General features: G+C 50.8%; 25 protein-coding genes and 3 tRNA genes. 7 read left to right on the top strand and 21 right to left on the bottom strand.

Annotated elements, in window-relative coordinates:
• The first annotated feature begins 57 nt into the window (after positions 1-57).
• Complete coding sequence (locus J6J28_RS11225) at positions 58-441, top strand: response regulator (RefSeq protein ID WP_301721800.1); 384 nt, start codon at positions 58-60, stop codon at positions 439-441.
• Here J6J28_RS11225 and tyrA read toward each other — a convergent pair.
• The 6 genes from tyrA to ffh all read right to left on the bottom strand — a co-directional run bounded on the left by tyrA (position 388) and on the right by ffh (position 5,082).
• Positions 388-1,545 carry a bifunctional chorismate mutase/prephenate dehydrogenase gene (gene tyrA / locus J6J28_RS11220; protein ID WP_301721799.1) on the bottom strand — a complete coding sequence of 386 codons (1,158 nt, stop codon included), beginning with the start codon at positions 1,543-1,545 and terminating at the stop codon, positions 388-390. The two genes, J6J28_RS11225 and tyrA, sit on opposite strands and share 54 nt — an antisense overlap.
• Before the next feature lie 104 nt (positions 1,546-1,649).
• Positions 1,650-2,009 carry a 50S ribosomal protein L19 gene (gene rplS, locus J6J28_RS11215; RefSeq protein WP_301721798.1) on the bottom strand — a complete coding sequence of 120 codons (360 nt, stop codon included), beginning with the start codon at positions 2,007-2,009 and terminating at the stop codon, positions 1,650-1,652.
• A gap of 20 nt (positions 2,010-2,029) precedes the next feature.
• Entirely contained in the window at positions 2,030-2,800 is a 771-nt protein-coding gene (gene trmD / locus J6J28_RS11210; RefSeq protein WP_301721796.1) for a tRNA (guanosine(37)-N1)-methyltransferase TrmD, read from the bottom strand.
• Entirely contained in the window at positions 2,800-3,330 is a 531-nt protein-coding gene (rimM, locus tag J6J28_RS11205; RefSeq protein WP_301721795.1) for a ribosome maturation factor RimM, read from the bottom strand. The genes trmD and rimM overlap by 1 nt, the downstream gene beginning before the upstream one ends.
• Positions 3,331-3,352: 22 nt before the next feature.
• Positions 3,353-3,601 carry a 30S ribosomal protein S16 gene (rpsP, locus tag J6J28_RS11200; protein ID WP_301721794.1) on the bottom strand — a complete coding sequence of 83 codons (249 nt, stop codon included), beginning with the start codon at positions 3,599-3,601 and terminating at the stop codon, positions 3,353-3,355.
• 107 nt (positions 3,602-3,708) lie between these two features.
• Positions 3,709-5,082 carry a signal recognition particle protein gene (ffh, locus tag J6J28_RS11195; RefSeq protein WP_301721792.1) on the bottom strand — a complete coding sequence of 458 codons (1,374 nt, stop codon included), beginning with the start codon at positions 5,080-5,082 and terminating at the stop codon, positions 3,709-3,711.
• 155 nt (positions 5,083-5,237) lie between these two features.
• On the opposite strand from ffh, the gene J6J28_RS11190 reads away from it, so the two are divergent.
• Both J6J28_RS11190 and J6J28_RS11185 read left to right on the top strand, forming a co-directional pair.
• Positions 5,238-6,026, top strand: a complete 789-nt coding sequence (locus J6J28_RS11190; protein WP_301721788.1) for a cytochrome C assembly family protein — start codon at positions 5,238-5,240, stop codon at positions 6,024-6,026.
• A 94-nt stretch (positions 6,027-6,120) separates the two neighbouring features.
• Positions 6,121-7,422: an HlyC/CorC family transporter gene (locus J6J28_RS11185; protein WP_301721787.1), complete on the top strand. Its 1,302-nt coding sequence runs from the start codon at positions 6,121-6,123 to the stop codon at positions 7,420-7,422.
• Positions 7,423-7,439: 17 nt separating this feature from the next.
• Here J6J28_RS11185 and J6J28_RS11180 read toward each other — a convergent pair whose 3' ends face one another.
• Both J6J28_RS11180 and gshA read right to left on the bottom strand, forming a co-directional pair.
• Positions 7,440-8,060 (bottom strand): transglycosylase SLT domain-containing protein, encoded by a 621-nt coding sequence (locus tag J6J28_RS11180; protein WP_301721786.1) that lies wholly within the window; start codon positions 8,058-8,060, stop codon positions 7,440-7,442.
• On the bottom strand, positions 8,057-9,670 hold the full coding sequence (gene gshA / locus J6J28_RS11175) for a glutamate--cysteine ligase (protein WP_301721785.1): 1,614 nt from the start codon (positions 9,668-9,670) through the stop codon (positions 8,057-8,059). The genes J6J28_RS11180 and gshA overlap by 4 nt, the downstream gene beginning before the upstream one ends.
• A 169-nt stretch (positions 9,671-9,839) precedes the next feature.
• On the opposite strand from gshA, the gene J6J28_RS11170 reads away from it, so the two are divergent.
• Both J6J28_RS11170 and J6J28_RS11165 read left to right on the top strand, forming a co-directional pair.
• Entirely contained in the window at positions 9,840-11,885 is a 2,046-nt protein-coding gene (locus J6J28_RS11170; RefSeq protein ID WP_301721783.1) for a response regulator, read from the top strand.
• Between the two features lie 6 nt (positions 11,886-11,891).
• The gene (locus J6J28_RS11165; RefSeq protein WP_301721780.1) at positions 11,892-12,071 is read left to right on the top strand and encodes a hypothetical protein; all 180 of its coding nucleotides are present in this window, start codon (positions 11,892-11,894) and stop codon (positions 12,069-12,071) included.
• Between the two features lie 23 nt (positions 12,072-12,094).
• On the opposite strand, the gene J6J28_RS11160 is transcribed toward J6J28_RS11165, so the two are convergent.
• The 8 genes from J6J28_RS11160 to alaS all read right to left on the bottom strand — a co-directional run bounded on the left by J6J28_RS11160 (position 12,095) and on the right by alaS (position 18,858).
• Positions 12,095-13,225 carry a sodium ion-translocating decarboxylase subunit beta gene (locus J6J28_RS11160; RefSeq protein WP_301721779.1) on the bottom strand — a complete coding sequence of 377 codons (1,131 nt, stop codon included), beginning with the start codon at positions 13,223-13,225 and terminating at the stop codon, positions 12,095-12,097.
• Between the two features lie 7 nt (positions 13,226-13,232).
• A complete protein-coding gene (gene oadA, locus J6J28_RS11155) occupies positions 13,233-15,011 on the bottom strand; it encodes a sodium-extruding oxaloacetate decarboxylase subunit alpha (protein ID WP_301721778.1) in 1,779 nt (592 codons plus the stop codon).
• Between the two features lie 23 nt (positions 15,012-15,034).
• Complete coding sequence (locus J6J28_RS11150) at positions 15,035-15,271, bottom strand: OadG family transporter subunit (RefSeq protein ID WP_301721777.1); 237 nt, start codon at positions 15,269-15,271, stop codon at positions 15,035-15,037.
• A 138-nt stretch (positions 15,272-15,409) separates the two neighbouring features.
• Positions 15,410-15,486: transfer RNA gene (locus tag J6J28_RS11145), tRNA-Arg, on the bottom strand.
• 27 nt (positions 15,487-15,513) lie between these two features.
• Positions 15,514-15,590 (bottom strand) — tRNA-Arg (locus tag J6J28_RS11140).
• A 15-nt stretch (positions 15,591-15,605) separates the two neighbouring features.
• Positions 15,606-15,698 (bottom strand) — tRNA-Ser (locus J6J28_RS11135).
• A gap of 182 nt (positions 15,699-15,880) precedes the next feature.
• Positions 15,881-16,072, bottom strand: coding sequence for a carbon storage regulator CsrA (gene csrA, locus J6J28_RS11130; RefSeq protein WP_301721775.1), 192 nt, complete (start codon positions 16,070-16,072; stop codon positions 15,881-15,883).
• A 185-nt stretch (positions 16,073-16,257) separates the two neighbouring features.
• Entirely contained in the window at positions 16,258-18,858 is a 2,601-nt protein-coding gene (alaS, locus tag J6J28_RS11125) for an alanine--tRNA ligase (RefSeq protein WP_301721773.1), read from the bottom strand.
• Between the two features lie 308 nt (positions 18,859-19,166).
• Between alaS and J6J28_RS11120 the strand changes: the two genes are divergently transcribed.
• Positions 19,167-19,961: an aspartyl protease family protein gene (locus J6J28_RS11120; RefSeq protein WP_301721771.1), complete on the top strand. Its 795-nt coding sequence runs from the start codon at positions 19,167-19,169 to the stop codon at positions 19,959-19,961.
• Between the two features lie 22 nt (positions 19,962-19,983).
• Here J6J28_RS11120 and J6J28_RS11115 read toward each other — a convergent pair whose 3' ends face one another.
• Positions 19,984-20,445, bottom strand: a complete 462-nt coding sequence (locus J6J28_RS11115) for a regulatory protein RecX (RefSeq protein WP_301721770.1) — start codon at positions 20,443-20,445, stop codon at positions 19,984-19,986.
• Positions 20,446-20,521: 76 nt separating this feature from the next.
• Here J6J28_RS11115 and J6J28_RS11110 point away from each other — a divergent pair, with 76 nt between their 5' ends.
• Positions 20,522-21,232: an SIMPL domain-containing protein gene (locus tag J6J28_RS11110; protein WP_301721769.1), complete on the top strand. Its 711-nt coding sequence runs from the start codon at positions 20,522-20,524 to the stop codon at positions 21,230-21,232.
• On the opposite strand, the gene J6J28_RS11105 is transcribed toward J6J28_RS11110, so the two are convergent.
• Genes J6J28_RS11105 through J6J28_RS11090 form a run of 4 tightly spaced genes read right to left on the bottom strand, consistent with a single transcriptional unit; the run spans position 21,220 to position 24,519 of the window.
• Positions 21,220-22,254 carry an agmatine deiminase family protein gene (locus J6J28_RS11105; RefSeq protein ID WP_301721768.1) on the bottom strand — a complete coding sequence of 345 codons (1,035 nt, stop codon included), beginning with the start codon at positions 22,252-22,254 and terminating at the stop codon, positions 21,220-21,222. The genes J6J28_RS11110 and J6J28_RS11105 overlap by 13 nt on opposite strands.
• Positions 22,255-23,109 carry a 23S rRNA pseudouridine(2605) synthase RluB gene (gene rluB / locus J6J28_RS11100; RefSeq protein WP_301721766.1) on the bottom strand — a complete coding sequence of 285 codons (855 nt, stop codon included), beginning with the start codon at positions 23,107-23,109 and terminating at the stop codon, positions 22,255-22,257.
• Positions 23,106-23,708 (bottom strand): SMC-Scp complex subunit ScpB, encoded by a 603-nt coding sequence (gene scpB / locus J6J28_RS11095; RefSeq protein ID WP_301721765.1) that lies wholly within the window; start codon positions 23,706-23,708, stop codon positions 23,106-23,108. Before scpB ends, rluB begins: the two co-directional genes overlap by 4 nt.
• The gene (locus J6J28_RS11090; protein WP_301721764.1) at positions 23,689-24,519 is read right to left on the bottom strand and encodes a segregation and condensation protein A; all 831 of its coding nucleotides are present in this window, start codon (positions 24,517-24,519) and stop codon (positions 23,689-23,691) included. The genes scpB and J6J28_RS11090 overlap by 20 nt, the downstream gene beginning before the upstream one ends.

Below are 24,519 nucleotides of genomic sequence, written 5' to 3'. Positions count from 1 at the left end.
TACCGTTTTTGCTGTTAGTTTGCTACTGTAAGAGACCTAGTCATTAAGGAGGTAGCCATGACGACCAGCCAAGTTAATGTAGTCATTGTTGATGACGATATTATTTCACTCGAAGTGATGAAAGCAATGCTCGCGCACTTTCCGGACGCTAAGGTTAAAACAGCTCTAACCGGTCAGGAAGCTTTCGATTTAATTATCGAGCAGCGCCCCGACTTAGTCTTGCTGGATCACGAGCTACCCGATTTTAACGGGGTCGAGCTGTATTGCAAAGTTCATGACCAGCTGGGTGATGCGACACCTGTCGCCGCCATGGTATCGGGTCACAAACCCGAACAATTTCAGGCCGAATGCGAAGCGGCAGGCATTAATAAGCTGCTACAAAAGCCGTTAGCGCCCAGCGACTTGACTGAGCTGATGCGCATCGCCGGCACTGGCAAGTAATCGCTGACTATCTTCCAGAAATTTTTGCGAGAACTCGCCGAAGTAGGAGCTTACTTCGGCAAATTTTTCGACAAACCTCGATTTATCTCCAGCTTCCAGTGCAGCTAAGTACTCATCAAAGGTTTTGAGGTAACGCCGTAGCATGGCGAAATTCTCAGGATGAGCCAGAATAATATCAGCATACAAATCTGCATTTTGGGCAAACAAGCGCCCTACCATCATCAGTTCAAGCCGGTAAATCGGAGAGCTCAAATCAAGTAACTGCTGCAAGTCAGCGCGCTCCTCTGCCAGATGAGCGCCGTAAACAAAAGTTGAGAGGTGTCGCATCACCTGAATAAAGCCCATGGCTTCGTCATGACGCGCAGCGGTGGTCGTATAGAGTTGCGCCCCCCAACGGGCAAGCGTGTCCAGCAACCACTGATAGGCTTCAGGTTGGCGGCCTTCAGCAATTACGATAAGTTGTTTGGCGAGTGTTGCCACCTGTGGTCCAAACATCGGGTGCAAGCCAACAACGGGGCCGTTATGCTGCGCCAGCATGGCCTGCAAAGGCTTTTGTTTGACACTGGTGACATCGGCGAGAATACACTGCTCTGGTAATGTTGGCAGGTTAGCAATCACCTCCTCTGTTGCCGCTATGGGAACGCTTACCAGCACTAAATCTGCGGCATGGCAGTACTCTTCTGCGCGGTGCCAATCGCCTTGATCCAGACTATAGACTGTCGCCCCGGCTTCACGGAAGCGCTCGACAAACAACCTACCTAAAGCACCGTCACCACCGACCACCACAATGGTTCTTTGTTCCAGGTGTACGTCAGCCGCCTGTTGCTGGTGATAGGATTCGCGGATAATCCGTCGCAGCACATCTTCGATTAAATCCGGTGACAGCCCTATTTTTTCGGCTTCTTCGCGTCTCGCTTCAAGCAATTTCGCCTCGCGCTCAGGCACATAAAGAGGCTGGCCCATGGCACGCTTGACCACACCCACTTCAGCAGCCAGCTGTTTACGCTGATAAAGCAGATTCAACAAAGCATTATCGGTCTCATCAATAGCTTCACGTAACTGCTGTAAACGTACCTCAGGGGTTGCTGTGGAAGGTTCAGACACGATAATGACTCCTAAATTAAGCGCATGCTCACATTGTGCCTGATTCTGGGCATAAAAAAACCCGCCAGTGGCGGGTTTTTTCAGTGCTTTCGTTAAGCCGGAGCTTAAGACAGCTTCTCGCGGATACGCGCAGATTTACCTGAACGCTCACGTAGATAGTAAAGCTTAGCACGACGTACCGCACCTTTACGCTTCACAACAATGCTGTCGATGATCGGGCTGTGTACCTGGAAAGTACGCTCAACGCCTTCACCGTTAGACACTTTACGAACCGTGAATGCAGAGTGCAAACCACGGTTACGCTTTGCGATAACCACGCCTTCAAATGCCTGAACACGCTCACGGTTACCTTCAACAACCTTAACATTAACGACCACTGTATCACCCGGAGCGTAGTCCGGAAGGTCTGATTTCATTTGTTCGTCTTCGATCGCTTTGATCAAATTGTGACTTACTTTTGCCATGTTAGCCTCACTTGCCTAGATTAACTACCCGAATCAGATTCAGCTTGATACTGGTGAATAAATTCCTCCAGTAACGCCTGCTGCTCGTCAGTCAGAGCTAGGTTATTTAATAATTCTGGACGTCTTAGCCAGGTTCTACCGAGAGCCTGCTGCAGACGCCAGCGTCTAATTTGTTCGTGGTTACCACTCAGTAATACCGGTGGCACCGCCTCACCATCTAAAACTTCAGGCCGTGTAAAGTGTGGACAATCGAGTAATCCAGCCGCAAAAGAATCTTCTGTTGCTGAGTCCTGATGACCGAGAACCCCCGGAATCAAGCGCGCCACACTGTCAATCATGACCATTGCGGGCAACTCGCCACCACTTAACACGTAATCTCCAATCGACCATTCTTCATCGACGTGGCGCATAATGACGCGCTCATCAATGCCTTCATAGCGACCGGCGATTAGGATCAACTTGTCATTCTCAGCAAGCTCACGCACACCTTCATGATCAAGTTTGCGACCCTGAGGTGATAAATAAATCACCTTGGTACTGGCTCCTAACTGTTGTTTGACAGCAGCAATCGCATCAGTGAGCGGTTGTACCATCATCAACATGCCAGGCCCACCGCCATAAGGGCGGTCATCTACGGTGCGATGCTTATCCTGAGTAAAATCGCGGGGATTGGTCAACGTTATGTCTAACAAACCATCGCGAACTGCTCTACCCGTAACACCGTTGTCGGAAATCGCCTGAAACATTTCAGGAAATAGCGTAATTACGCCAACCTGTAGTTTCGCAGCCATTAAAAGTCCGACGGCCAGTCCACAACAATACGTTTGTTTTCTTTGTCGACGTTCTGAATGTATTGACTCTGAATAAACGGAATCAAACGCTCAGAGCGACCAAACGCATCGTTACTATTCGCTTTCACCACCATCACATCATTCGATGCTGTGGCCATCAACTGGTCAACGACTCCCATGTTATAACCGTCGGTGTTTACGACCGTCATACCAATCAAATCGCGCCAGTAAAACTCATCCGCTGGCAATTCGGGCAATTGCTCGGCGCTAATCACTATGTCGGCACCTGTAAACAAGTGCGCAGCATCGCGATCATCGACACCGGCTAATTTGGCGATCAGTCCTTTATTATGTCGACGCCATTCATCGACAGTAACGTCCCGCACTTGCCCTTGTTGACGAATTTGCCAAGGGTGATAATCAAATATGGCTTCAACGTCGTCCGTGTAACTTTGAACTTTAATCCAGCCTTTTACCCCGTACACCGCGCCTAACTGGCCAACGACAACGTATTCAGCAGGATGATTCATAGCTACCCTTCAAACCGTCAAATTAAGCTGCGCTACGCGCATCTTTTAAAAGCTTAGAAACACGCTCAGATAAAGTTGCGCCGTTACCAACCCAGTGGTCAACACGCTCTAAATCGACACGTAATTTCTCTTCCTGACCACGCGCTAGCGGGTTGAAGAAGCCTACATTTTCAATGAAACGACCGTCGCGGGCATTGCGACTGTCGGTTACTACCATCTGGTAGAATGGACGCTTTTTAGCGCCGCCGCGTTGTAAACGAATGGTTACCATTACGTTCCTCGATACAGTTTTATAATGTTAAGTAAATAGAAAAACCTCCGACCGGGGTCGAAGAGCCCGGCAATTCTACCGATTTTTCCGTCGAATGCAAGTATTCTCTAGCGTTTAGGGAACATGCCTGGTGGCATTTTGCCACCCATTCCGCCCATGCTACGCATCATCTTAGCCATGCCGCCGCCTTTCATTTTCTTCATCATTTTCTGCATTTGCATAAACTGTTTGAGCAGCTTATTGACATCCTGCACCTGGGTTCCCGAACCGGCGGCGATGCGGCGTTTCCGTGAACCCTTGATCAAGTCTGGGAATTCTCTTTCTTTTGGCGTCATCGAGCTGATAATAGCTTCCATGCGCACCGTCATTTTGTCGTCGAGCTGACCTTTGACCTGAGAGCTCATCTTGCCCATTCCAGGCAGTTTATCCATTAAGCCCATCATGCCGCCCATGTCGCGCATCTGCGCCAGCTGTTCGCGAAAGTCTTCGAGGGAAAACTTCCCTTCTTTCATGACTTTTTTCGCGACTTTTTCAGCTTTGGTACGATCGACTTTCTGTTCCAGTTCGTCGATCAACGACATCACATCGCCCATACCCAGTATGCGCGACGCAACACGTTCCGGATGGAACGGCTCAAGTGCTGTGTTCTTCTCGCCCACCCCCAGGAATTTAATCGGCTTCCCGGTAATATGACGGATTGATAACGCCGCACCACCACGCGCATCACCATCGGTTTTGGTCAGTATGACACCGGTCAGGGGGAGTGCTTCATTAAAGGCTTTGGCCGTATTCGCGGCATCCTGACCCGTCATCGCATCGACCACAAACAAGGTTTCGATCGGTTTGATGGCACTATGTAAGTCTTTGATCTCGGTCATCATGGCTTCGTCAATCGCCGTACGACCCGCGGTATCGACCAAAACCACATCGATAAACTTCTTGCGCGCGTGGCTAATGGCAGCTTCAGCAATCGCCACAGGCTTCTGCTCAGTTGACGATGGGAAAAATTCCACCTCAACTTCTTGCGCCAACGTCTCCAATTGCTTAATCGCTGCCGGACGATAAACGTCAGCCGACACCACTAATACTTTTTTCTTCTCGCGTTCCCGCAAATATCGAGCAAGTTTACCGACGCTGGTCGTCTTACCGGCACCCTGCAAGCCCGCCATTAAAATAACTGCTGGCGGCTGAGTTGCCAGGTTAAGTGGTACATTGCCCTCGCCCATGGCATGCTCGAGTTCCTGCTGAACAATTTTCAGGAACACCTGGCCAGGCGTCAGGCTTTTATTCACTTCGGTGCCTACCGCGCGCTCTTTTACCCGCTTAATAAACTCACGCACCACCGGCAAGGCAACATCGGCCTCCAGCAAGGCCATACGGACCTCGCGCAGCGTGTCTTTGATGTTGTCATCGGTAAGTCGGCCACGGCCGGTAATGTTTTTTAATGACTGCGACAGGCGGTCGCTTAAATTCTCAAACATGGGATACTGTCCATCTACTGCTAGCTGACAATGATATTGCGCTGAGTATATCGTAATTCAAGCAAAGTTTCGCCATCCTATTGGGTTTCGTCACGACAATGCATATACTTGATGAACAATCTCAAGAAGTTAAAACTTAATTTGTGGGAACCTTGATGCTGATCCTTCTCCTTTTAACTCTGCTCCTCTACTGTGCCAGTGCCGGCGTTATGTGGCGTCAGCTAGCAACTGCTAAAGCGCCAAACACCCTGACCTGGGGCGTGGCAGTAGCTGCGGTGTTGAGTCACGGCATCTTGTTATGGAGTTACCTCGCCAGCGACGACTTTGACCATTTAAACGTTGCCAGTAGCTTAAGTGCGGTGGCGTTTTTATTAGCGTTGTTTGCGCTTTTTCGTGCGCACCGCAACAGTGGTCTGGTTCTACGTCCGGTCATCTATTTGTTTGCCGCGGTAAGCTGCATTATCTTGTGGCTGAGCCCAGCCAGCTGGGGGGCAAATATCGCCGAGAGCCATGGTCTGGTCATACATATCGTCCTGAGCCTGCTTGCCTATGCCATCCTCATGTTAGCGACCTTGTATGCGGTACAGTTGCTTTACCTGACCTACCTGTTAAAAAACCACCGGATGAATGCGCTGTCAGGTTACCTGCCACCACTCATGGTGGTGGAGAGCTACTTTTTTCGTTTACTGAGTACCGGCACCCTGTTACTTTTTATTGCCATTGGCAGCGGCTTTGTTTTCCTCAATGATATGTTCGCTCAGGGGCAGAGCCACAAAACTGTTTTGAGCTTAATTGCCGCAGCTATTTACTTGACGGTCGTCATCCTCCATGGTGTACAGCAAGTGCGCGGACGCAGCCTGGTAGTGGCAAGTGTGGTTGCCAGTATCATCTTAAGTCTGGGCTATTTCGGCAGTCGTTTCGTGCGCGATGTTTTGCTGAACTAAAGGTCTTCCCGGGTAAGAAAACTCAATGCCAAACTTGACTTGTCAGCGCAGCTCATTAAATTAGGCATTCAAGTATCCAATATAGGTAAATTTCTTGGACGAAATAGCCACGTCGACCCTGCTTATGATTCTGGGTCTCTTACTGTTTCTCTCGGCGTATTTTTCAGGTTCGGAAACTGGCATGATGTCAGTCAACCGCTATCGTTTGCGCCACCTCTCGCAACAAGACCATGCCGGCGCGAAACGTGTTCAGTATCTGCTCGACCGTCCTGATCGACTCATCGGCCTTATTCTGATCGGTAACAACCTGGTCAACATTGCCGCATCGGCGATAGCGACAGTACTGTGTATTCGTTGGTTTGGTGATGCAGGAATCGTTGTTGCGACCTTTGCACTGACCCTGGTGGTGCTGATTTTCGCTGAAGTCACGCCTAAAACCATCGCAGCACTACATCCGGAACGGGTGGCCTTTCCAAGCTCGCTGATCCTGAAGCCTCTGCTGACCCTCATGTACCCTATTGTGGCCGCCGTGAACTTTATCACCAATGGCTTTATGCGCCTGCTGGGGATCAATCCGAATACCACTTTGGGCCATGATGCTCTAAGCTCCGAAGAATTGCGTACCGTGGTCAATGAAGCTCAGTCCATGATTCCGAGCAGCCACCAGGACATGCTGCTCAGTATTCTTGATCTGGAAAAAGTCACCGTCGAAGACGTTATGATTCCCCGGGCGGAGATTAGCGGCATCGACGTCCAGGATGATATTAAGCTCATCATTAAACAGTTATCTCAGGCACAGTACACCCGCTTGTTGCTCTATCGCAGCGAGATCGATGACGCTATTGGGTTCCTGCATGCCCGGGATATTATGCAGATTGTCACCAAAACCAGCGGCGATGCAGATAAAGCTGAATTGATACGTGCGGCGCGGGAGATCTATTACATTCCTGAAGGTACCCCGCTGAACGTACAGTTGCTCAAATTTCAGCATAACAAAGAGCGCATTGGCCTGGTCGTCGATGAATACGGCGACATTCAGGGGCTGGTCACTTTAGAAGATATTCTGGAAGAAATTGTCGGAGACTTTACGACGAACATCGCCCCCACTCCAAGTGAGTCGGTGAGTCCGCAGGAAGATGGGTCGCTTATTGTTGAAGGCACTGCCAACATCCGCGAACTCAATAAAGAGATGAACTGGGAGCTCCCCACCAGCGGTCCGAAAACCGTAAGCGGTCTGATCGTTGAATTACTGGGTGATATTCCGCAACATCCGCTGTGCCTGCGCATTGATGGTTACGCGTTGGAAGTCCTGGAATGCAGTGAGAGTATGGTAAAACAAATTCGATTCATTCCGAATGAATCGCGACATCTGGAACAGCAGAACCTCTTCAGTTAACTCAGAGCGTTCTGCTGTTAGCTAAAAAACATTCGCCAAAACCAGCCTTTCTGCAAATCATCTTCGCAGCTACGCAGTTGCGCGCCATAGGTCCCGGCGCGTTGCTTGACCTTTTCGGCGGTGCGCATCAGCCACGCCTTAGAACGGTAGGTTTGACGCTTATAGCCGCCCCAACCTTCATGATAATTCAGGTATTGCCCGTATGCGTCCCATTTTGAGACGCCATTAATACGCTGACTTTTGTCGATAAACCAGCCCATAAAGTCGATGGCGTCGGCAAAGGAGTCCCGCGAGGCCCAGCTATTGCCGGTTTCGCGTTCGTAATCATCCCAGGTGGGGGTTTTTGCCTGGGAGTAACCGTAGGCACTACTGACCCGGCCCCAGGGAATAATCCACAATAAATAATCCCGCGGTGGCACTGCATCGTGCTTGAATGAGCTTTCCTGATACATCATTGCCATCGGCACCTGGATAGGTACGCCCCAACGCTCCTGCATGTCAGCAGCTGCATCATACCAGTCACGTTTCTCATAGAAGATTTCGCACAAATCTTCCGGTTGTTCAGGCGGAGCTGAAGCACAGCCAGCCAATACAGCCAGCAGACAGCCGCTGACGATGGCTTTGACTTTCGCCGTCATGATGAGCCGCACTCCGCGGCGGTACAGCGGGCTTTCTCAAAATAAGTTTTCAGATAGTCATCAAACGAGGTGCCGCTATCCTCATCCTCACGTGCCTGCTGCTCGGCAATTGAAGCATCGCGCCAGCTGGAAAATTCGTCTTCAGAAAAATAACGCAACGGTTGTTGCAGTTCCTGTCGATACTGTTTCGCCAGACGCAAACCGAAATAACTATTATCCAGATCTTCATCGCGCAGAATACGTAACATCTGACCAGATAAGGTCAGCTCTGGATTCAGCACCATTTGATAATGCTCTGCCACGGTTTCCTGATAGCTTTGCCCCTGCTCGCCATCAAGGAATTTTGCGATGCTTTGCAAGTCAGCGAAAATCTCTTCCAACCAGTCGGCAATAGCACGGTCATAGCCGCGGTCGTTCAGGCTTAAGCGCGGATCGCGCCCGTCCAGCACAACTTTATTAAAGTTACGCTCCGTCGCTTGCTGCTCGTCCCAGTTAAGTTCTGGACTATCGCTCAACAGGCAGTGCAGTAACAGCATATCCAACATGCGTATTTGCCCTTCGGTAATACCTATGGGACTAAATGGATTAACATCCAGGGCTCTGACTTCAATGTATTCAACGCCACCACGCTCTAGTGCCTGAGTCGGGGTTTCCCCGTTTAGGGTCACGCGCTTGGGCCGGATGGGGGAATAGAATTCATTTTCAATCTGCAAAATATTTGCATTCAGCTGGCGGTAGTCCGGAGTGCCATCGGCATTCACTTCTTTCACGCCAATTTTAGCGAATCGCTGTGAGGGCGTAGTAATTGCCCGGCGCAAACGCGTGACATAGTCGTTTAAAGAATTGTAGGTGATCTGTAAGTCAGCTTGTTCTTTATTGGTGTAGCCAAGATCACTCATTCGCAGCGCCGTGCCAAACTCACGGTACACAGTGCCTTTGCCAAGCTTTTTCAGCTCCATGGCGCCATCTGTGTGCTCTAAAAATGACTGACAAATTGCCGGAGAAGCACCAAACAGATAAGGGATCATCCAGCACAGGCGTTTGTAATTACGGATCAGACCAAAGTAGCGAGCAGAGATATAGTCTGCCGTCAGCGTTTCACCATCTTGTGCGGCGAGCGCTTCCCACATCGCCTGCGGAATCGAGAAATTAAAATGTACGCCAGCGATGATCTGCATGCCGCCACCGTATCTATAGGTCAGCCCTTGCCGATACAGATTTTTCATGTGGCCGCTATGGGAGTCACCATAGCGCGCTATATGTATATCTGTGGCATCTCCGACAAAGCACGGCATGCTCAGTGGCCACATCAGTTCTTCACCCATATAACGGTAGGTGTAACTGTGAATGTCCGTCAGCTGATCAAGTGTCACCTGGATATCTGTCGCCACGGGGGTAATAAACTCAAGCAACATCTCAGCATAGTCAGTGGTGATATGCGGGTGTGTCAACGTCTTGCCCAGTTCGATAGGATGCGTTGTCGCAGCAAGTTTCCCTGCCGGTGTAATACGCAAACACTCACGCTCAATGCCGCGCTGGAAGCGCCGCAAATCCGCCTGATTCGATTGTGATTTTAAGTGCTTAAGTGTATTCAACAGAGTTGTCTGCAAACTGATTCCTGCCCATCACTACTTCCGCGTTAGATGATGCAAAGCTTACTGTTTATAAGCCGCTACGTCCATGATCTATGCATAATTTGAGTCAGTTTCATGACTTGGCGAATTTATCATTGCGTGGCATCATGACAACAGTTTCCTAAACACAATGGCTGCACACCACATGGCGTCGGACAAGAAACAAGCTGATAACGAGCACCTCCGCGAACTTGCTGACATGGAGCAAGCGATTGCAGCTGCCAAAGCGACCAATCAGGCGAAAAGTGAATTTCTCGCCAACATGAGCCATGAGATCCGCACCCCAATCAATGCCATTCTGGGCATGACTCAGCTCTGCCTGAAAACTGAGCTTACCGAAAAACAGCAGGGTTACCTGAAGTCAATCGAAGGCTCGTCGAAAATTCTGCTCGGTATTATTAACGACCTACTCGACTTCTCTAAGCTCGAGGCTGACAAACTTACCATCGAACAGATTCCGTTCGATCTCGAGGAAGTGCTGGGTAATCTGGCTGATCTATTTGCCTACCGGGCCCATGATAAAAACCTTGAGTTTATTATCCAACTTCCGCCCAATCTGCCGACTCGGTTAATCGGCGATGCGTTACGCCTGAATCAGGTGTTGGTCAATCTGGTCAGCAACGCAATCAAGTTTACCGAGCATGGCGAAGTGGTCGTGTCGGTCACGAAACTTGATGAAACGGATCAGCATTTATTTCTGCGCTTGTCCGTCACCGACACCGGTATTGGCATGGACGAAGAGCAACGGGCTCGCCTGTTTCAGGCTTTTACCCAGGCCGATACCTCGACCACACGGAAATATGGCGGCACAGGTCTGGGGCTTGCCATCAGCCAGAGAATCGTCAAGCTAATGAATGAGCACGGTATCGGGGTCATCAGCAGCAAAGGACAAGGAACAACCTTCTTTATTGAGCTCCAGTTACCATTACAGCAGCCAAAACAGCAGCGCATTCCGCAGGATATTCTCACTGCCCTCGCACGTAAGCGGGTGCTGATTGTCGAGGATAACCTGACCACCCGGGAAATGCTCAGCGATATGCTGCGCAGCATACAGATGCAAGTCAGCAGTTTTAGAACCGCCGAAGAAGCGCGTGCAGCGATGAACTCAGAGACCTATGATGTCTGTATTATCGACTGGCAGCTGCCAGGGATGAACGGCATTGACCTGTGTGAAGAGATAGTGCAACAGCCGGCTGCGCCAGCGTGCATTCTGGCCACCAGTTACCATGCCAGTGAACTGATCGAGCGCGCTCGTGAGCTGGGTGTAAAAGAGCAGCTTCTGAAACCTTATACCAGTAATAGCGTGATTCGGGCGCTGGCCTCAGTATTCGCGATCCGGCCCAAGCAGCAGGAGAATTGTCAGCAAGCAAAACTTGCAGAGCTGACCGGAACCCGAGTGTTACTGGTCGAAGATAATGATATTAATCAGCACATCGCGAAAGAAATGCTTGAGCACCTTGGTTTACAAGTTGAAGTGGCCAATAATGGTGCTGAAGCATTAGAAAATGTTGAGCGCCATGAATATGGCCTGGTGCTGATGGATATCCAGATGCCGGTCATGGACGGCTATACAGCGGCCAGAGCTATTCGCGCGCAGTACTCCTATGAGCGAGTGCCAATTATCGCCATGACGGCGAACAGTGCCACCGAAGATGTCGAACAGTCTCTGGCCGCCGGTATGCAAGATCACTTAGCCAAGCCCATTGATGAGAAAAAATTAAGACAAGCGGTTGAGAAGTGGTGCCGCCGCGATTGTTTAAAATCTTCAGATGCTCTGTACGAGAGTTCAGACGGCACTGCGGAGCAAACCAAACGGCGTTATCCAACACATCATGATATCGACTTCCAGGCTTCTATGGAGCGTCTAAATCATAATGTCACGCTGTATACTGAATTAGTCAGGCGTTTGCATGAAAGCTATGATCAGGCGCCGCTCAAGGTCGTTGATTTTATCAGTAAAGGCCAGCATGAAGAGGCGCGCCGTTACTTTCATACTTTAAAAGGGTCAGCTGCAAACCTCGGCTTACTTGGTGTTGAGCGGCTTGCCACCCAACTGGAGCAGGCAATGAAAAACGCTGAGCTTGACCAAGTCGCTGACCATATCACCCGGCTAGGGCCGATGTTGGAGCAGGCTGCATTAGCTGCTTCTGATTTGGAACTTTGGGTTAAACGTCAACCACAAACCAAGTAGGTCATTATGATTCGTTTTTTGTTTTTAATTCCGGTCGTGTTATGCCTGATCTGGTGGATGTATTTACGGGCAAATGGGCATACCTTTTCACAGGGACGTAAAGGCTTCATCTATATTCTTATCGTCAGCGCCTTCATCGCGCTGGTCTACACATTGCTGATGTGGATCACCGGACGGCAGTTTTAACACTGCCGCCGGGTTCGGGCTGATTACCCCACCAGAGCCAGCAGGATACCTGCGGCTACGGCAGAACCTAATACACCAGCAACATTAGGTCCCATGGCGTGCATCAGCAGAAAGTTATTCTGATTCGCTTCCAGCCCCACTTTATTCACCACTCGAGCCGCCATGGGCACCGCAGAGACTCCTGCCGCACCGATCAACGGGTTAATCGGAGCTGTACTTAGTTTCGCCATGAGCTTCGCCATCAATACTCCTGAGGCGGTGCCGATACTAAATGCAACTGCCCCTAAACCCAGAATCCCCAAAGTTTCCAGGGTAAGAAACTCACTGGCGGATAACTTCGAGCCCACCGCCAAACCAAGGAAGATAGTGACGATATTAATGAGCTCGTTTTGCGCTGTCTTGCTTAAGCGTTCCACTACCCCAGCCTCACGCATCAGGTTACCCAGACAGAACATTCCCACCAGCGGCGTCGCTGTAGGAAGAAACAGTAAAGTTAAAAACAGTACAGCAAGTGGGAATAGAATCTTCTCTCGTCGCCCAATCTGACGCAGCTGCTCCATCTTGACGGCACGCTCTTCCTTGGTCGTCAGCAAGCGCATTATCGGCGGCTGGATGATAGGCACCAGCGCCATATAGGAATAGGCTGCAACGGCAATTGCACCAAGCAAGTCCGGACTTAATTTGGACGCCAGAAAAATTGCCGTGGGTCCGTCTGCGCCGCCGATGATCGCAATGGCTGAGGCGTCTTGCAATGAAAAATCAAAACCCGGAACCGCATTTAGCGCGATAGCACCAAACAGGGTTGCAAAAATACCGAACTGCGCTGCCGCACCAAGCAGGAGTGTACGCGGGTTCGCAAGCAAGGGGCCGAAATCGGTCATGGCGCCAACCCCCATAAAAATCAACAATGGGAACACCCCAGTATCAATCCCGACCACATAGATGTAGTACAAAATACCACCTGGCTCGGTAAAGCCCGCCAGTGGAATATTGGCTAAAATTGCACCAAAACCGATAGGCAACAAGAGCAAAGGCTCAAATTTGCGACTGATCGCTAAATAAAGCAATAATGCCCCGACGAACATCATCGCCGCCTGGCCCCAGGTAAAGGCAGAGAGTGCGGTGCTATCCCACAGAGTTAATAAACGATCCATGCTGCTGTTACTCCAGGCTTAGCAGACTGTCGCCGACGGCAACACTGTCGCCCTCGCGCGCGCTAACCTCTGCTACAACCCCAGCTCGGTCAGCTTTGATGTCAGTTTCCATCTTCATGGCTTCGAGAATAATCAGTACCTCACCCTCCTCGACTTCCTGACCCGGCTTCACCAGCACTTTAAATACATTTCCAGCAAGCGGAGCACTAATCACGGCAGCGTCGCTGGTGCTGCTATCACTTTCCTCGGTGACGGTTTCTGTCGTACTTACCTCTCCGGCAGGCCCCACTTCCACAGTGAAGCTCTTGCCATCCACTTTAACTTTGTAAGTTGCTTTTTCACCTTTGCTGGCCGGTGCAGGTTTGTCAGCCTTTGGCGCCGTTGAAGGACTTGTGTCCGCCTGCGGTTCAGGTTCAAATGCATCAGGGTTATCGCGATTGGCGAGGAACTTCAGACCAATCTGTGGGAAAAGTGCGTAGGTCAACACGTCATCCACTTCATTGTCGGCAATGCGCAAAGACTTTTCTTTTTTATGCCGCCGCAATTCCTCGGTCAGTTTATCCATTTCGTCATCGATTAAATCCGCAGGTCTTACCGTAATCGGCTCATCCCCGTCCAGCACTTTGGCCTGCAGTTCTTTATTGACAGGCGCCGCTGTTGCGCCGTACTCACCCCGAAGCACACCTTTGGTCTCTTTCGAAATCGACTTATAGCGTTCGCCGGTCAGTACGTTTAATACCGCCTGGGTACCTACGATCTGTGAGGTTGGCGTCACCAGGGGAATGAAACCCAGGTCTTCACGAACCCGCGGGATCTCTGCTAATACTTCATCGAACTTGTCCGCGGCACCTTGCTCACGCAGCTGGCTTTCCATGTTAGTCAGCATGCCCCCGGGGACCTGCGCCAACAGAATTCGCGCATCGACGCCTTTCAGTGAGCCCTCAAATTGTGCGTATTTCTTTCTCACCTCGCGGAAATAACTGGCAATATTTTCCAGCTTTTCCAAATCAAGTCCGGTATCACGATCGGTATTTTCAGTCATTGCCACTATGGTTTCTGTAGCAGAATGGCCATAGGTCATACTCATTGAAGAGATCGCGGTATCCAGCATGTCGACACCGGCGTCGATAGACTTCTGGTAGGTTGCGGTGCTCAAACCGGTGGTCGCGTGACACTGCATGGCAATGGGCAAGCCTGTGGCCTCTTTTAAGGCCGTAATCAGGTCATAAGCTGCCTGGGGGCGTAATAATCCCGCCATGTCTTTAATACACAGTGAATCACAGCCTAAATCCGCAAGTTCGTTACCCATCTCAACCCATTTCTCCAGGGTGTGGACTGGGCTGACCGTATAAGCCATCGTGCCCTGCGCATGGCCATCGACGTCCTTGGCGGCTTTAATTGCGGTTTCCAGATTGCGAACGTCGTTCATCGCATCAAAGATACGAAACACATCAACGCCATTTTCTTTTGCCCGCTCAACGAAGCGACGCACAACATCGTCGGCATAATGCCGGTATCCGAGCAAGTTTTGACCGCGCAACAGCATTTGCTGTGGCGTCTTCGGCATGGCCTTTTTTAACTCACGAATGCGTTCCCAGGGATCTTCCCCCAGATATCTGATACAGGCATCAAAAGTTGCTCCACCCCAAGACTCCATTGACCAATAACCTACGTTATCCAGCTGCTCAGCAATCGGCAGCATGTCGTCCAGACGCATCCGGGTCGCCAGTAGCGATTGATGCGCATCACGCAGAACTAATTCGGTTAACTTTAATGGTTTTGTCATCCTTGGACTCCTCTTTAGGGGATTTACTCGTGCTCGCGCCGATAGGCATGTACGGCAGCTGTGATAGCGGCAATTCGTTGGCCTGAATGACCTGCATCCCTATGCTTAGTGGTGGTTGTACGAGCTGCAGTGGGCTGCTCTTCAGAACCGACAAAGCGGCGTAAGCCGTGCATTGCGAGTAAGAGGAGCGTAAGGAAAACAAACACGGTGATCATGCCCGTGAGCATAATAGTGAGTGCTTCTGAGAGTTGCTGCTGCATCGTGATTAACCTGCTTTTTGAGCCATTTAAATAAGCGTAACTTAAAAGCAGAATAACACAACTTTCTGATGCGTAAGCCTTAGTTGACTATATAGAAGGTATAAATCAAGGAAATACAGCAGGTAGACATCTAGGAAATGGCGCGCTCGGGAGGACTCGAACCTCCAACCGCCTGGTTCGTAGCCAGGTACTCTATCCAGTTGAGCTACGAGCGCGTCGTTAAATCTGATATGGCTTGCAAGTGGCGCGCTCGGGAGGACTCGAACCTCCAACCGCCTGGTTCGTAGCCAGGTACTCTATCCAGTTGAGCTACGAGCGCGTTGCAAGATACAAATGGCGGTGAGGGAGGGATTCGAACCCTCGATAGGGCTACAAACCCTATACTCCCTTAGCAGGGGAGCGCCTTCAGCCACTCGGCCACCTCACCGCTTACTTGTGGCGATGAATTCTAGCGGCACTGACAATAATGTCAAACGATTTTTTTAGTTTTGCGGTGTGTTTGTGGGATTTTTAAACATCTCGAGCAAAATTCCCACAGAACTCGTCATTTTGACAGGTTATAGATCAAAAAAGCTGATGAACAGTCATCAGCTTTTGTGCAGGGGTAAACTAGTCTGACGACTCAGGCTTATCTTCGTTCTCGGCCTGAATCCGCATATAGATTTCTTCACGGTGCACTGAGACATCCTTGGGCGCATTTACACCAATGCGCACTTGATTCCCTTTGACACCCAATACTGTGACTGTGACCTCATCACCAATCATTAAGGTCTCACCCACGCGACGGGTTAAGATCAACATTATACCTGCTCCTTCCCTACTATTTGTTTGTGTGGGCATCCATGAGAAAACACCACACGACCAGCCTGAATTATTCTCATCAGATTGCATGAATCCTCACCGGATGTCATGCAACTTTCATTCTAGCAAGGAAATCTGAACCATGACAGTTAGATTGCGCACCTTGGTGGTAACAAAACGACCGTTTATCGTAACGACTCCTCGATGCGTGTCTGTGCGGCTGCCAGAGCGTCCTTGATCTTACTACTGTCAGTGCCACCTGCCTGCGCCATGTCCGGGCGACCTCCGCCCTTACCACCGACTTCAGCAGCAGCGACATTGACAATATCACCCGCTTTTACCTTGCTCGTTAAATCTTTGGTCACGCCAACAATCAGACTCACCTTGTTGTCGTTCGCCAGCGCCAGTACAACGATGCCACGACCCATCTGGTTTTTCAGGTCATCGACCATTCCGCGTAATGCTTTGGGTTCTACGTTATCGATTTCTGCCAGGATCACTTTTTCACCGCCAATCTCTAACGCATTATCCAGCAGGCTGCCCCCCGCCTGCGCAGCCAGTTGCTGTTGCAAATCGGCCAGTGAACGCTCGAGCCCTTTAGTGCGGTCCAGTTGTTGCTGCAGACGCTCAGGTAATTGCGCTGGGTCGGCTTTTAACAAGCCAGCACTGCGACGTAGCAGCTGTTGTTGATGCTGGGTATGGCGCATTGCAGGTAAACCACTTACGGCTTCGATACGACGAACGCCAGAGGCGATCCCTGCTTCACTGATGATGCGGAACATACCAATGTCACCTGTGCGGGAAACGTGGGTTCCGCCACAAAGCTCCATAGAGTAATCGCCCATCCGTACCACCCGGACATCGTCGTCATACTTCTCGCCAAATAAAGCCATTGCGCCAGCTTGCTTGGCTTCTTCAATCGGCATTAGAGCGGTCTTCAATTCATGATTGGCAAAAATTTGCTCATTGACCTGCAGCTCAATGGCATCGATTTCTTCCGCCGTCAGGGCGGCAAAATGAGAAAAGTCGAAACGTAATCGCTCAGCATTCACCAAGCTGCCTTTTTGCGTCACGTGCTCGCCCAGGATGTTACGCAGTGCAGCGTGCAGCAGGTGCGTTGAACTATGATTGCGTTTAATCGCTGCGCGCCGCTGGCTATCAATCTCGACCTCAACTTTATCACCAACCCGCAGTTCTGCCGCGGCTTTGCCATGGTGGGCAATAGCCTTACCAATGTATTGCGTATCTTCAACGGTAAAGACTGTGCCGTTGGCAGTGAAGCGTCCGATATCACCGACCTGACCACCGCTTTCAGCATAAAACGGCGTGGCAGAGAGCACCACCACCCCTTGCTGTCCAGGCTTTAAACTCTCGACCTGTTTACCTTCAGCAAATAGTTCAACCACCTCACTGGCGCCTTCAGTAGCATCGTAACCAGTAAACTCGCTACGGTGAGAGGATTTCAGGCGTTCGTTGTAATCGACGCCGAACTGAGAAGCCTGTTGTGCACGTTTACGTTGTGCTTCCATCGCCTGCTCAAAGCCTTCAACATCGATGCTGAGCTCTTTTTCGCGTGCAATATCGGCGGTTAAATCAACTGGGAAGCCATAAGTGTCGTAAAGCTTGAACACCACATCTCCCGGAATCACTGACCCCTGCAGGTCTGCCAATGCGTCATTTAAAATGGCCAGACCACGCTCAAGCGTCTTACCGAACTGTTCTTCTTCTCGCAGCAAGGCGTCAGTAATCACTTTTTCTTTGGTCTGCAACTCTGGATAAGCAGCGCCCATCTGGCGCAGCAGCTCTGGTACTAACTTGTGGAAAAAAGCACCCTGAGCCCCAAGCATGTTGCCGTGACGAACTGCACGGCGGATGATACGACGCAGCACGTAACCACGCCCTTCATTGGAAGGCTGAACGCCATCTGCAATCAGGAAGCTGCAGGAGCGAATATGATCAGCGATGACCCGCAAGGATTTGCTATCGAGATCCTCAGTACCGATGATTTCGGCCGCTGCTTTGATCAGCGCCTGGAACAGATCAATCTCATAGTTACTATGGACATCCTGCAGCACCGCAGCAATGCGCTCGAGCCCCATGCCCGTATCGACCGAAGGCTTCGGTAAAGGTTGCAAAGTTCCGTCCGCCTGGCGGTTGTATTGCATAAAAACCAGGTTCCAGATCTCAATGTAACGATCACCGTCTTCTTCTGGAGTTCCCGGAGGACCACCCCAAACATCAGCGCCGTGATCGTAAAAGATCTCCGAGCATGGCCCACAGGGCCCCGTGTCGCCCATGGCCCAGAAATTATCCTTCTCACCGATTCTTGAAATGCGATCTTCAGGTACACCAATTTCGTTGGCCCAGATAGCGTAGGCTTCATCGTCCTCGGTAAATACTGTCACCCAAAGTTTTTCTTGCGGAAGCTGCAGCACGTTGGTCAGAAAATCCCAGGCGTATTGGATCGCTTCGCGTTTAAAGTAATCACCGAAGCTAAAGTTACCCAGCATCTCAAAAAATGTATGGTGGCGTGCGGTATAGCCCACATTTTCAAGGTCGTTGTGCTTGCCCCCAGCACGTAAGCAGCGCTGCGAGGAAGTCGCGCGGCTGTAATCACGTTGTTCATCGCCAAGAAACACATCTTTGAACGGCACCATACCTGCGTTAGTAAATAACAAGGTCGGGTCGTTACCGGGAATCAATGATGCCGATGCCACGCGCTGGTGACCACGGTCGGCAAAATAGGACAAAAACGCTTCACGGACTTCTGCGCTGGTCATACTCATGAACACTTCCTACTGCTGCTTATCAGGGTAAAATTTAGGGTCGATTTAGCGCGAAAGACTACCACGAAAGCAGAGTTTCGACTAGTCTGCCCCGCCTGCCGTAATTTATAGTATTTAATTGTTGCAAAATAATTAAAACAAGGTAACTTTAAGCGCTTGACCTGGCCCATAAGGCAATCCAATTTAAACTAAAATAAAAAGGACTTTTTGTGCGCTTACTACTTTTGCTAACTTTTCTCATTCTCTCCGCAACGGCCACAGCGGGGGTTTCCCAATGGATACCTTTCGAACATCGTAACGGACAAGTAATGATGCAAGTCCAGGTCGCTGGAATTGACACCTATGCGATCATGGACTCCGGTGCATCTATCAATCTTATCAATCAAAGTTTCGTTGACCATCACCAGCTTGAACTGCAAAAGCTACGCGGAAAAATAATGATCCAGGGCGTGCATGGCAAAAGCGAACGTGATGTCTTTCGTGACGTCCCCACGGAGATGTTCGGCCAGAGCCTTGCGTTGGATTATGTTGCGGGCGATTTTGCCGGTAGCGATGTCGCGCTGATTATAGGTGCTCCTGTGATGGACAAGTATGTGTTCCAGTTTGATTATCCTAATAGTCGCTTGCGCCTGATTGACCATGACTCCATCGACATGATTAATGTTAAAAATCTGCCAATGCGATCGCGTCGTGATTACGACCAGCCTATTGTCCAGATCAATCTGAATAACGAAGTAGAAGCCTGGCTGATACTTGATACGGGCGCTTCAACCGGGATTTATCTGCAGCGTGAAATCGCTGAGAAACACGGTTGGCTTGAGAATTATCCGACCACAAAGCATCTCTCAAAAGGCGTTAATCAGATCGCCGAAGTTGAATCATTCCCGTTACCGCTACTGGGTTTTGGTCCCTTTGACTTAGCCGATGTGCGCGTCACTGTGCCAAAAGAGGGTGTACGGGCAGACTTTGGTAAAAACCGCTCAGAGCTGAACTCGCGCGTACGTGGAGTAAAGATCGATGGTCTTCTCGGCTATGATGTACTTAAGCATTTCGTGTTAACCATAGATTATAAAAACGGTCGGGGTCATATCCACGCCCCTTAAAGCTAGATCTTTACCTAATTTGTTACTCGGGCTGCTGCTGGCGTTCCAGCGCAGCCTTGATTTCATCGAAACGGAAGCCGCGGCTTTGCAGATGACGCATAATTTTATCGCGTTGTTGGCGGGTTTCCGGAGGCTGCTCGCCAAATTTGCGATTAAGCCGCTCATAGCATAGCTCCGTCCAGTCTGGTGCCGCCTCATCGGTCAACCTTTGCAACAGCTCTTCAGTAATTCCTTTTGCGCCGGCAGCAGCCTTAATTTTCATCCAGCCATTGCCGCTACTTAACATTTGCCGTAACCATATTTCGGCATAGCGTTCATCGGACTGCCAGCCATGCTCCTGAGCAGTCGCCAATGACTGTTTAATGATACTGTCAGCATAGCCTCGCTGACGTAACTTTTGCCGCAACTCATGGGCACTGTGCTCGCGACGTCCCAGTAGCCTGACCACAGTTTCGTCTGCTTGCTGCTGTTCTTCATTACTCATAAACCACTCCTGCAATGGAATTATTTTTGCAGTTTACACTCTCAACTCATACCTGTTTAGAAAAAAGGACTTAATCATGCAACGTGTATTCATACTCCTCATCATTGCCACTACTTTAGCCCTGGCCGGTTGTCAGCCACAAGTTCCCGCAGCGACGCACAGTACCGCAGCACCCACCGTAGCTGTCAGCGCCTCGGCTTCCGTTGCAGCCGTACCTGATCGATTGCAGCTTAGCCTTTCCGTCGAGCGCCTGGGTCAGGATATCCCGGCGCTGAAAACCGAAGTCGATAAGATTACTGCCAACTTACTGAGCTACCTTCGTGAGCAAGGCATCAGCGACACTGCCATCCAGTCGTTTGCGATCCGTATCACACCTCAGTACCGTTATGACGACGGTCAGCAGCATTTAACTGGTTATCAGGTCTCGCGGCGTATGGTGATTGATTTTCACGATCCTGAACAGCACAGCCCTTTTCTTGAGTACGCCCTGAACAACGGAGTGCAGCGCGTCAGTGAGCCACAGTTAACGATCAGTAACGCTGATGAGCTCTACCAGCAGGCGTTGACCCAAGCACTGGAATTAGCTCGTACGAAAGCCGAGCAACTGGCACTGACAGCGGGAGTCACGATTATGGGTGTACAGGATATCCGCGAAAGCTCTAATCAGGCGCCGGTGACACGCTATCGTGTTCCTGCAGCGGAAATGCAAGCCGACGTCAGCTTACCTGGGCAGCAAGCCGTCGAAGCTCGTATTGAAGTCGTTTATCGTCTCAGTCAGGCGTTATAAGATGCCATCCGGCAGGAGTCAGGTAGGGTTGCGGTGAGACAATGTGGTCCGCCGCCTCCCCTTACAAACTCCATGGCATCGACAGCCACAATAGCAAGCTTTGGAAATGCCCTTTGCAGCACGTCAACAGCTTTGCTGTCGTCAGTAAGGCCAAACTGCGGCACCACCAACGCGGTGGGCAAACGAACCAGGTTGGCGTAGCTGCATAGCAGTGGAGCGGCTCCACGTTGTAACACCCCAGGCCGGCGACGTACATCTGCATAGTTCAATGCAGGATCGGATACCGGCCGCGCCGCTGGTAACTCAAGCCAGCGGTACTCTTTTGCCCAATCGCTTTGCCTGAGCCGCCGCAGTTCACGATTCCAGCACTCGTCCGTGCTGCTTTTGACGAACGCGATAGTGTCCTCAGCTATAAATTGCAGCTGATTATCAGTATGTCCGCCGGTTTCATCGGCGGCTAACGCATTCTCTAACCAGATCATACGCGAAAAGCCAAAGCTTTTGCTCAGCAGCTGACTAAGCTCGCTGCGCCTTTTCGCAGGATTGCGAGCCTGCAAACTGCGGCCATGCACCACCGCAGTCCCGTTGCCGTCATGGCTGAGCATGCCAGGCTCAAAAACCAGTGGCAAAGCGTTCAGCCGCAGGCCATGGCGCGCTGTCAGACGGCGGGCAAAGCGTCGATCACGTTGGTGTTGGGCGTTAATGCCCTGCCAGCCGTTAAATGCGCCAGCGATGGCAGTCACCTGCTGCGCATAGGACAGGTACAAGGGCGCGATATCTCGCACCCAGATATCATCGTAGGCAATCGGGAAGCAGGGAATACCGGCAGGGACCAGACTTAAAGCACTGTGGAGTTGCGGCGGATGAACGCCGAGACAAACGGGATGGTGTTGCGCGATAGCTGTCAGTGCTTGCAGCAGCTGGCGCTGCACCGGCGCTGCCTGGCCCCGCCAGACATCATCGCGATAAGGCCACAGCATTAGCAGTGGCCCAGCAGATTGCCAATCGGCGAGCAGTTTCATTTACTTACGGGTGCGTTGCTTCGATTCTTGCAGGCGTTTGGCCTGACTACGGCGAGCACGCGCATAACGTTTTTGCCGAGTTTCCTTGCGGCGTGGATCAACAAAGCTGCGATCTTCAGGAGACAGACCAACCATCTCGCGCAAATAATTAATTTGCTCTAAGGAGAGTTCGCCCCAGCCACTTTGTGGCAGACCTTGTTCAAGCTTGATATTACCGTAGCGAACCCGCATCAGGCGGCTTACCGTAGCGCCCTGGGACTCCCACAAACGGCGAACTTCACGGTTACGTCCTTCGGTTAAGACGACGCGATACCACTGATTCATTCCTTCGCCACCACCACGTTTGATTTCTTTAAACGAGGCAGGCCCATCTTCAAGCTGAACGCCCTTTTTAAGCTTGCGCAGCATAGCATCATCGACTTCACCAAATACGCGTACCGCATATTCACGTTCAATCTGGTGCCCGGGATGCATTAACCGATTCGCCAGTTCGCCGTCCGTCGTGAACAGTAATAACCCCGACGTATTCACGTCGAGACGACCAACAGCAACCCAGCGTGAGCCCTGCACTCGTGGCAGACTGTCGTACACCGTAGGACGACCCTCGGGATCTTTACGGGTGCACAATTCACCTTCTGGCTTATGGTACATGAGCACGCGGCAAACCACATCTTCGGGCGGTTTAATCGCTACTTCGTGGCCATCAATGCGAACCTTAGCGTCAGTATCGATACGCTCACCCAAAGTCGCAACCTGGCCATTGACACTCACTCGACCCGCAGCGATCTTAGCCTCTAATTCACGCCGCGAACCATGCCCTGAACGGGCTAAAACTTTTTGTAACTTTTCACTCATGGGGCACTTTCACTCTCTTCGGTCGCTGTCTCAGCGGGTCTCTCTTGAGTAATGGGCCCTGTATTCGATGCCTTTGCCGGGGGCTCTGGAATAGCAGGTAACTCAGATAGATCTTTCAGGTTAAAATAATCCAAGAACTCACTGGTGGTCGCATACAGCTGTGGTCTGCCAGGAACTTCCCGATGACCTACGACTTTTACCCAACCACGCTCTTGTAATGTCTTCATGATTTGCGAACTGACACTAACACCGCGGATCTCTTCGATATCGCCACGGGTGATCGGCTGTCGGTACGCAATCAAGGCTAAAGTTTCCAGCAGCGCCTGCGAATAGCGCGGGGGCTTCTCTTGCCATAGACCAGCGATTATACCACCTAATTCTGCCCGCGTCTGAAATCTGTACCCTGAAGCTACCTCATAAAGTTGCACGCCACGCTCTTGATAATCGCGCTGCAATTCCTCCAGGGTTTCACGCACAGTCTTGCGGGTTGCGTCCATACCATGCTCAAGAAGATAATCATTCAGCTGCGCTACGGATAAGGGCGTATCAGCAACAAATAGCACCGCTTCAATGATTTGTTTAATCTGTTGATTCTGCATAAACCTGCTCGCGGGTCGTGATATGAATTTCAGAGAACGCATCAACCTGAACCACATCGACTAGAGCTTCTTTGCTCAGCTCCAGTATCGCTAAAAAGCTTACCACAACACCCTGCTTCCCCTCACTGGGCTCGAATAAATCGGCAAAGCGCAGGCGCTGCTTGGTCTGCAATAAATCCAGAATTCTGCTCATTCGCTCCCTGGTTGATAGTTTTTCGCGGTGGATCTGGTGATGATTCTGCAATTCTGCCTGCGCCATGGCGCGACTGAACGCCACTGCCAACTCTGCCAGAGCGATATCGGGCAGATGTTGTTTTACCAGGTCTTTAGCGTCCGTCTCAGCCTGCACCACGAATAAGTCGCGCTCGGTCTGCGGCATTTCATCCAGATAACCTGCGCCGGTCCGAATCGCTTCGTACTCTTGCAAACGGCGCACCAACTCAGCGCGCGGATCAGTCTCTTCTTCATCTTCAGCGGGTGGCCGCGGCAACAACATACGGCTTTTGATTTCAGCGAGCATGGCTGCCATGACCAGATAATCCGCTGCGAGCTCAAGTTTGAGCTCTTTCATCATTTCGACATATTCCATGTACTGTCGGGTAATGGGTAAGATAGGCAGGTCGACGATATCAAGTTTCTGCCGCCGGATCAGATACAACAACAGATCCATAGGCCCGGAGAAGCTCTCCAGAATCAATTCAAGGGCATCTGGCGGGATGTAAAGATCTTCAGGTTTATCTAATAAAGGTTCACCACGAACAAAACCGAGCGGCAAGGAGTGCTGTTGCGGTGATGCTGTCGACCCGGCCAT

This window comes from Pseudidiomarina terrestris (assembly GCF_030466375.1).
Taxonomy (GTDB): domain Bacteria; phylum Pseudomonadota; class Gammaproteobacteria; order Enterobacterales; family Alteromonadaceae; genus Pseudidiomarina; species Pseudidiomarina terrestris.
Note: the sequence above shows the minus strand (reverse complement) of the source record. Positions and strands in the feature narration are given on the sequence as shown.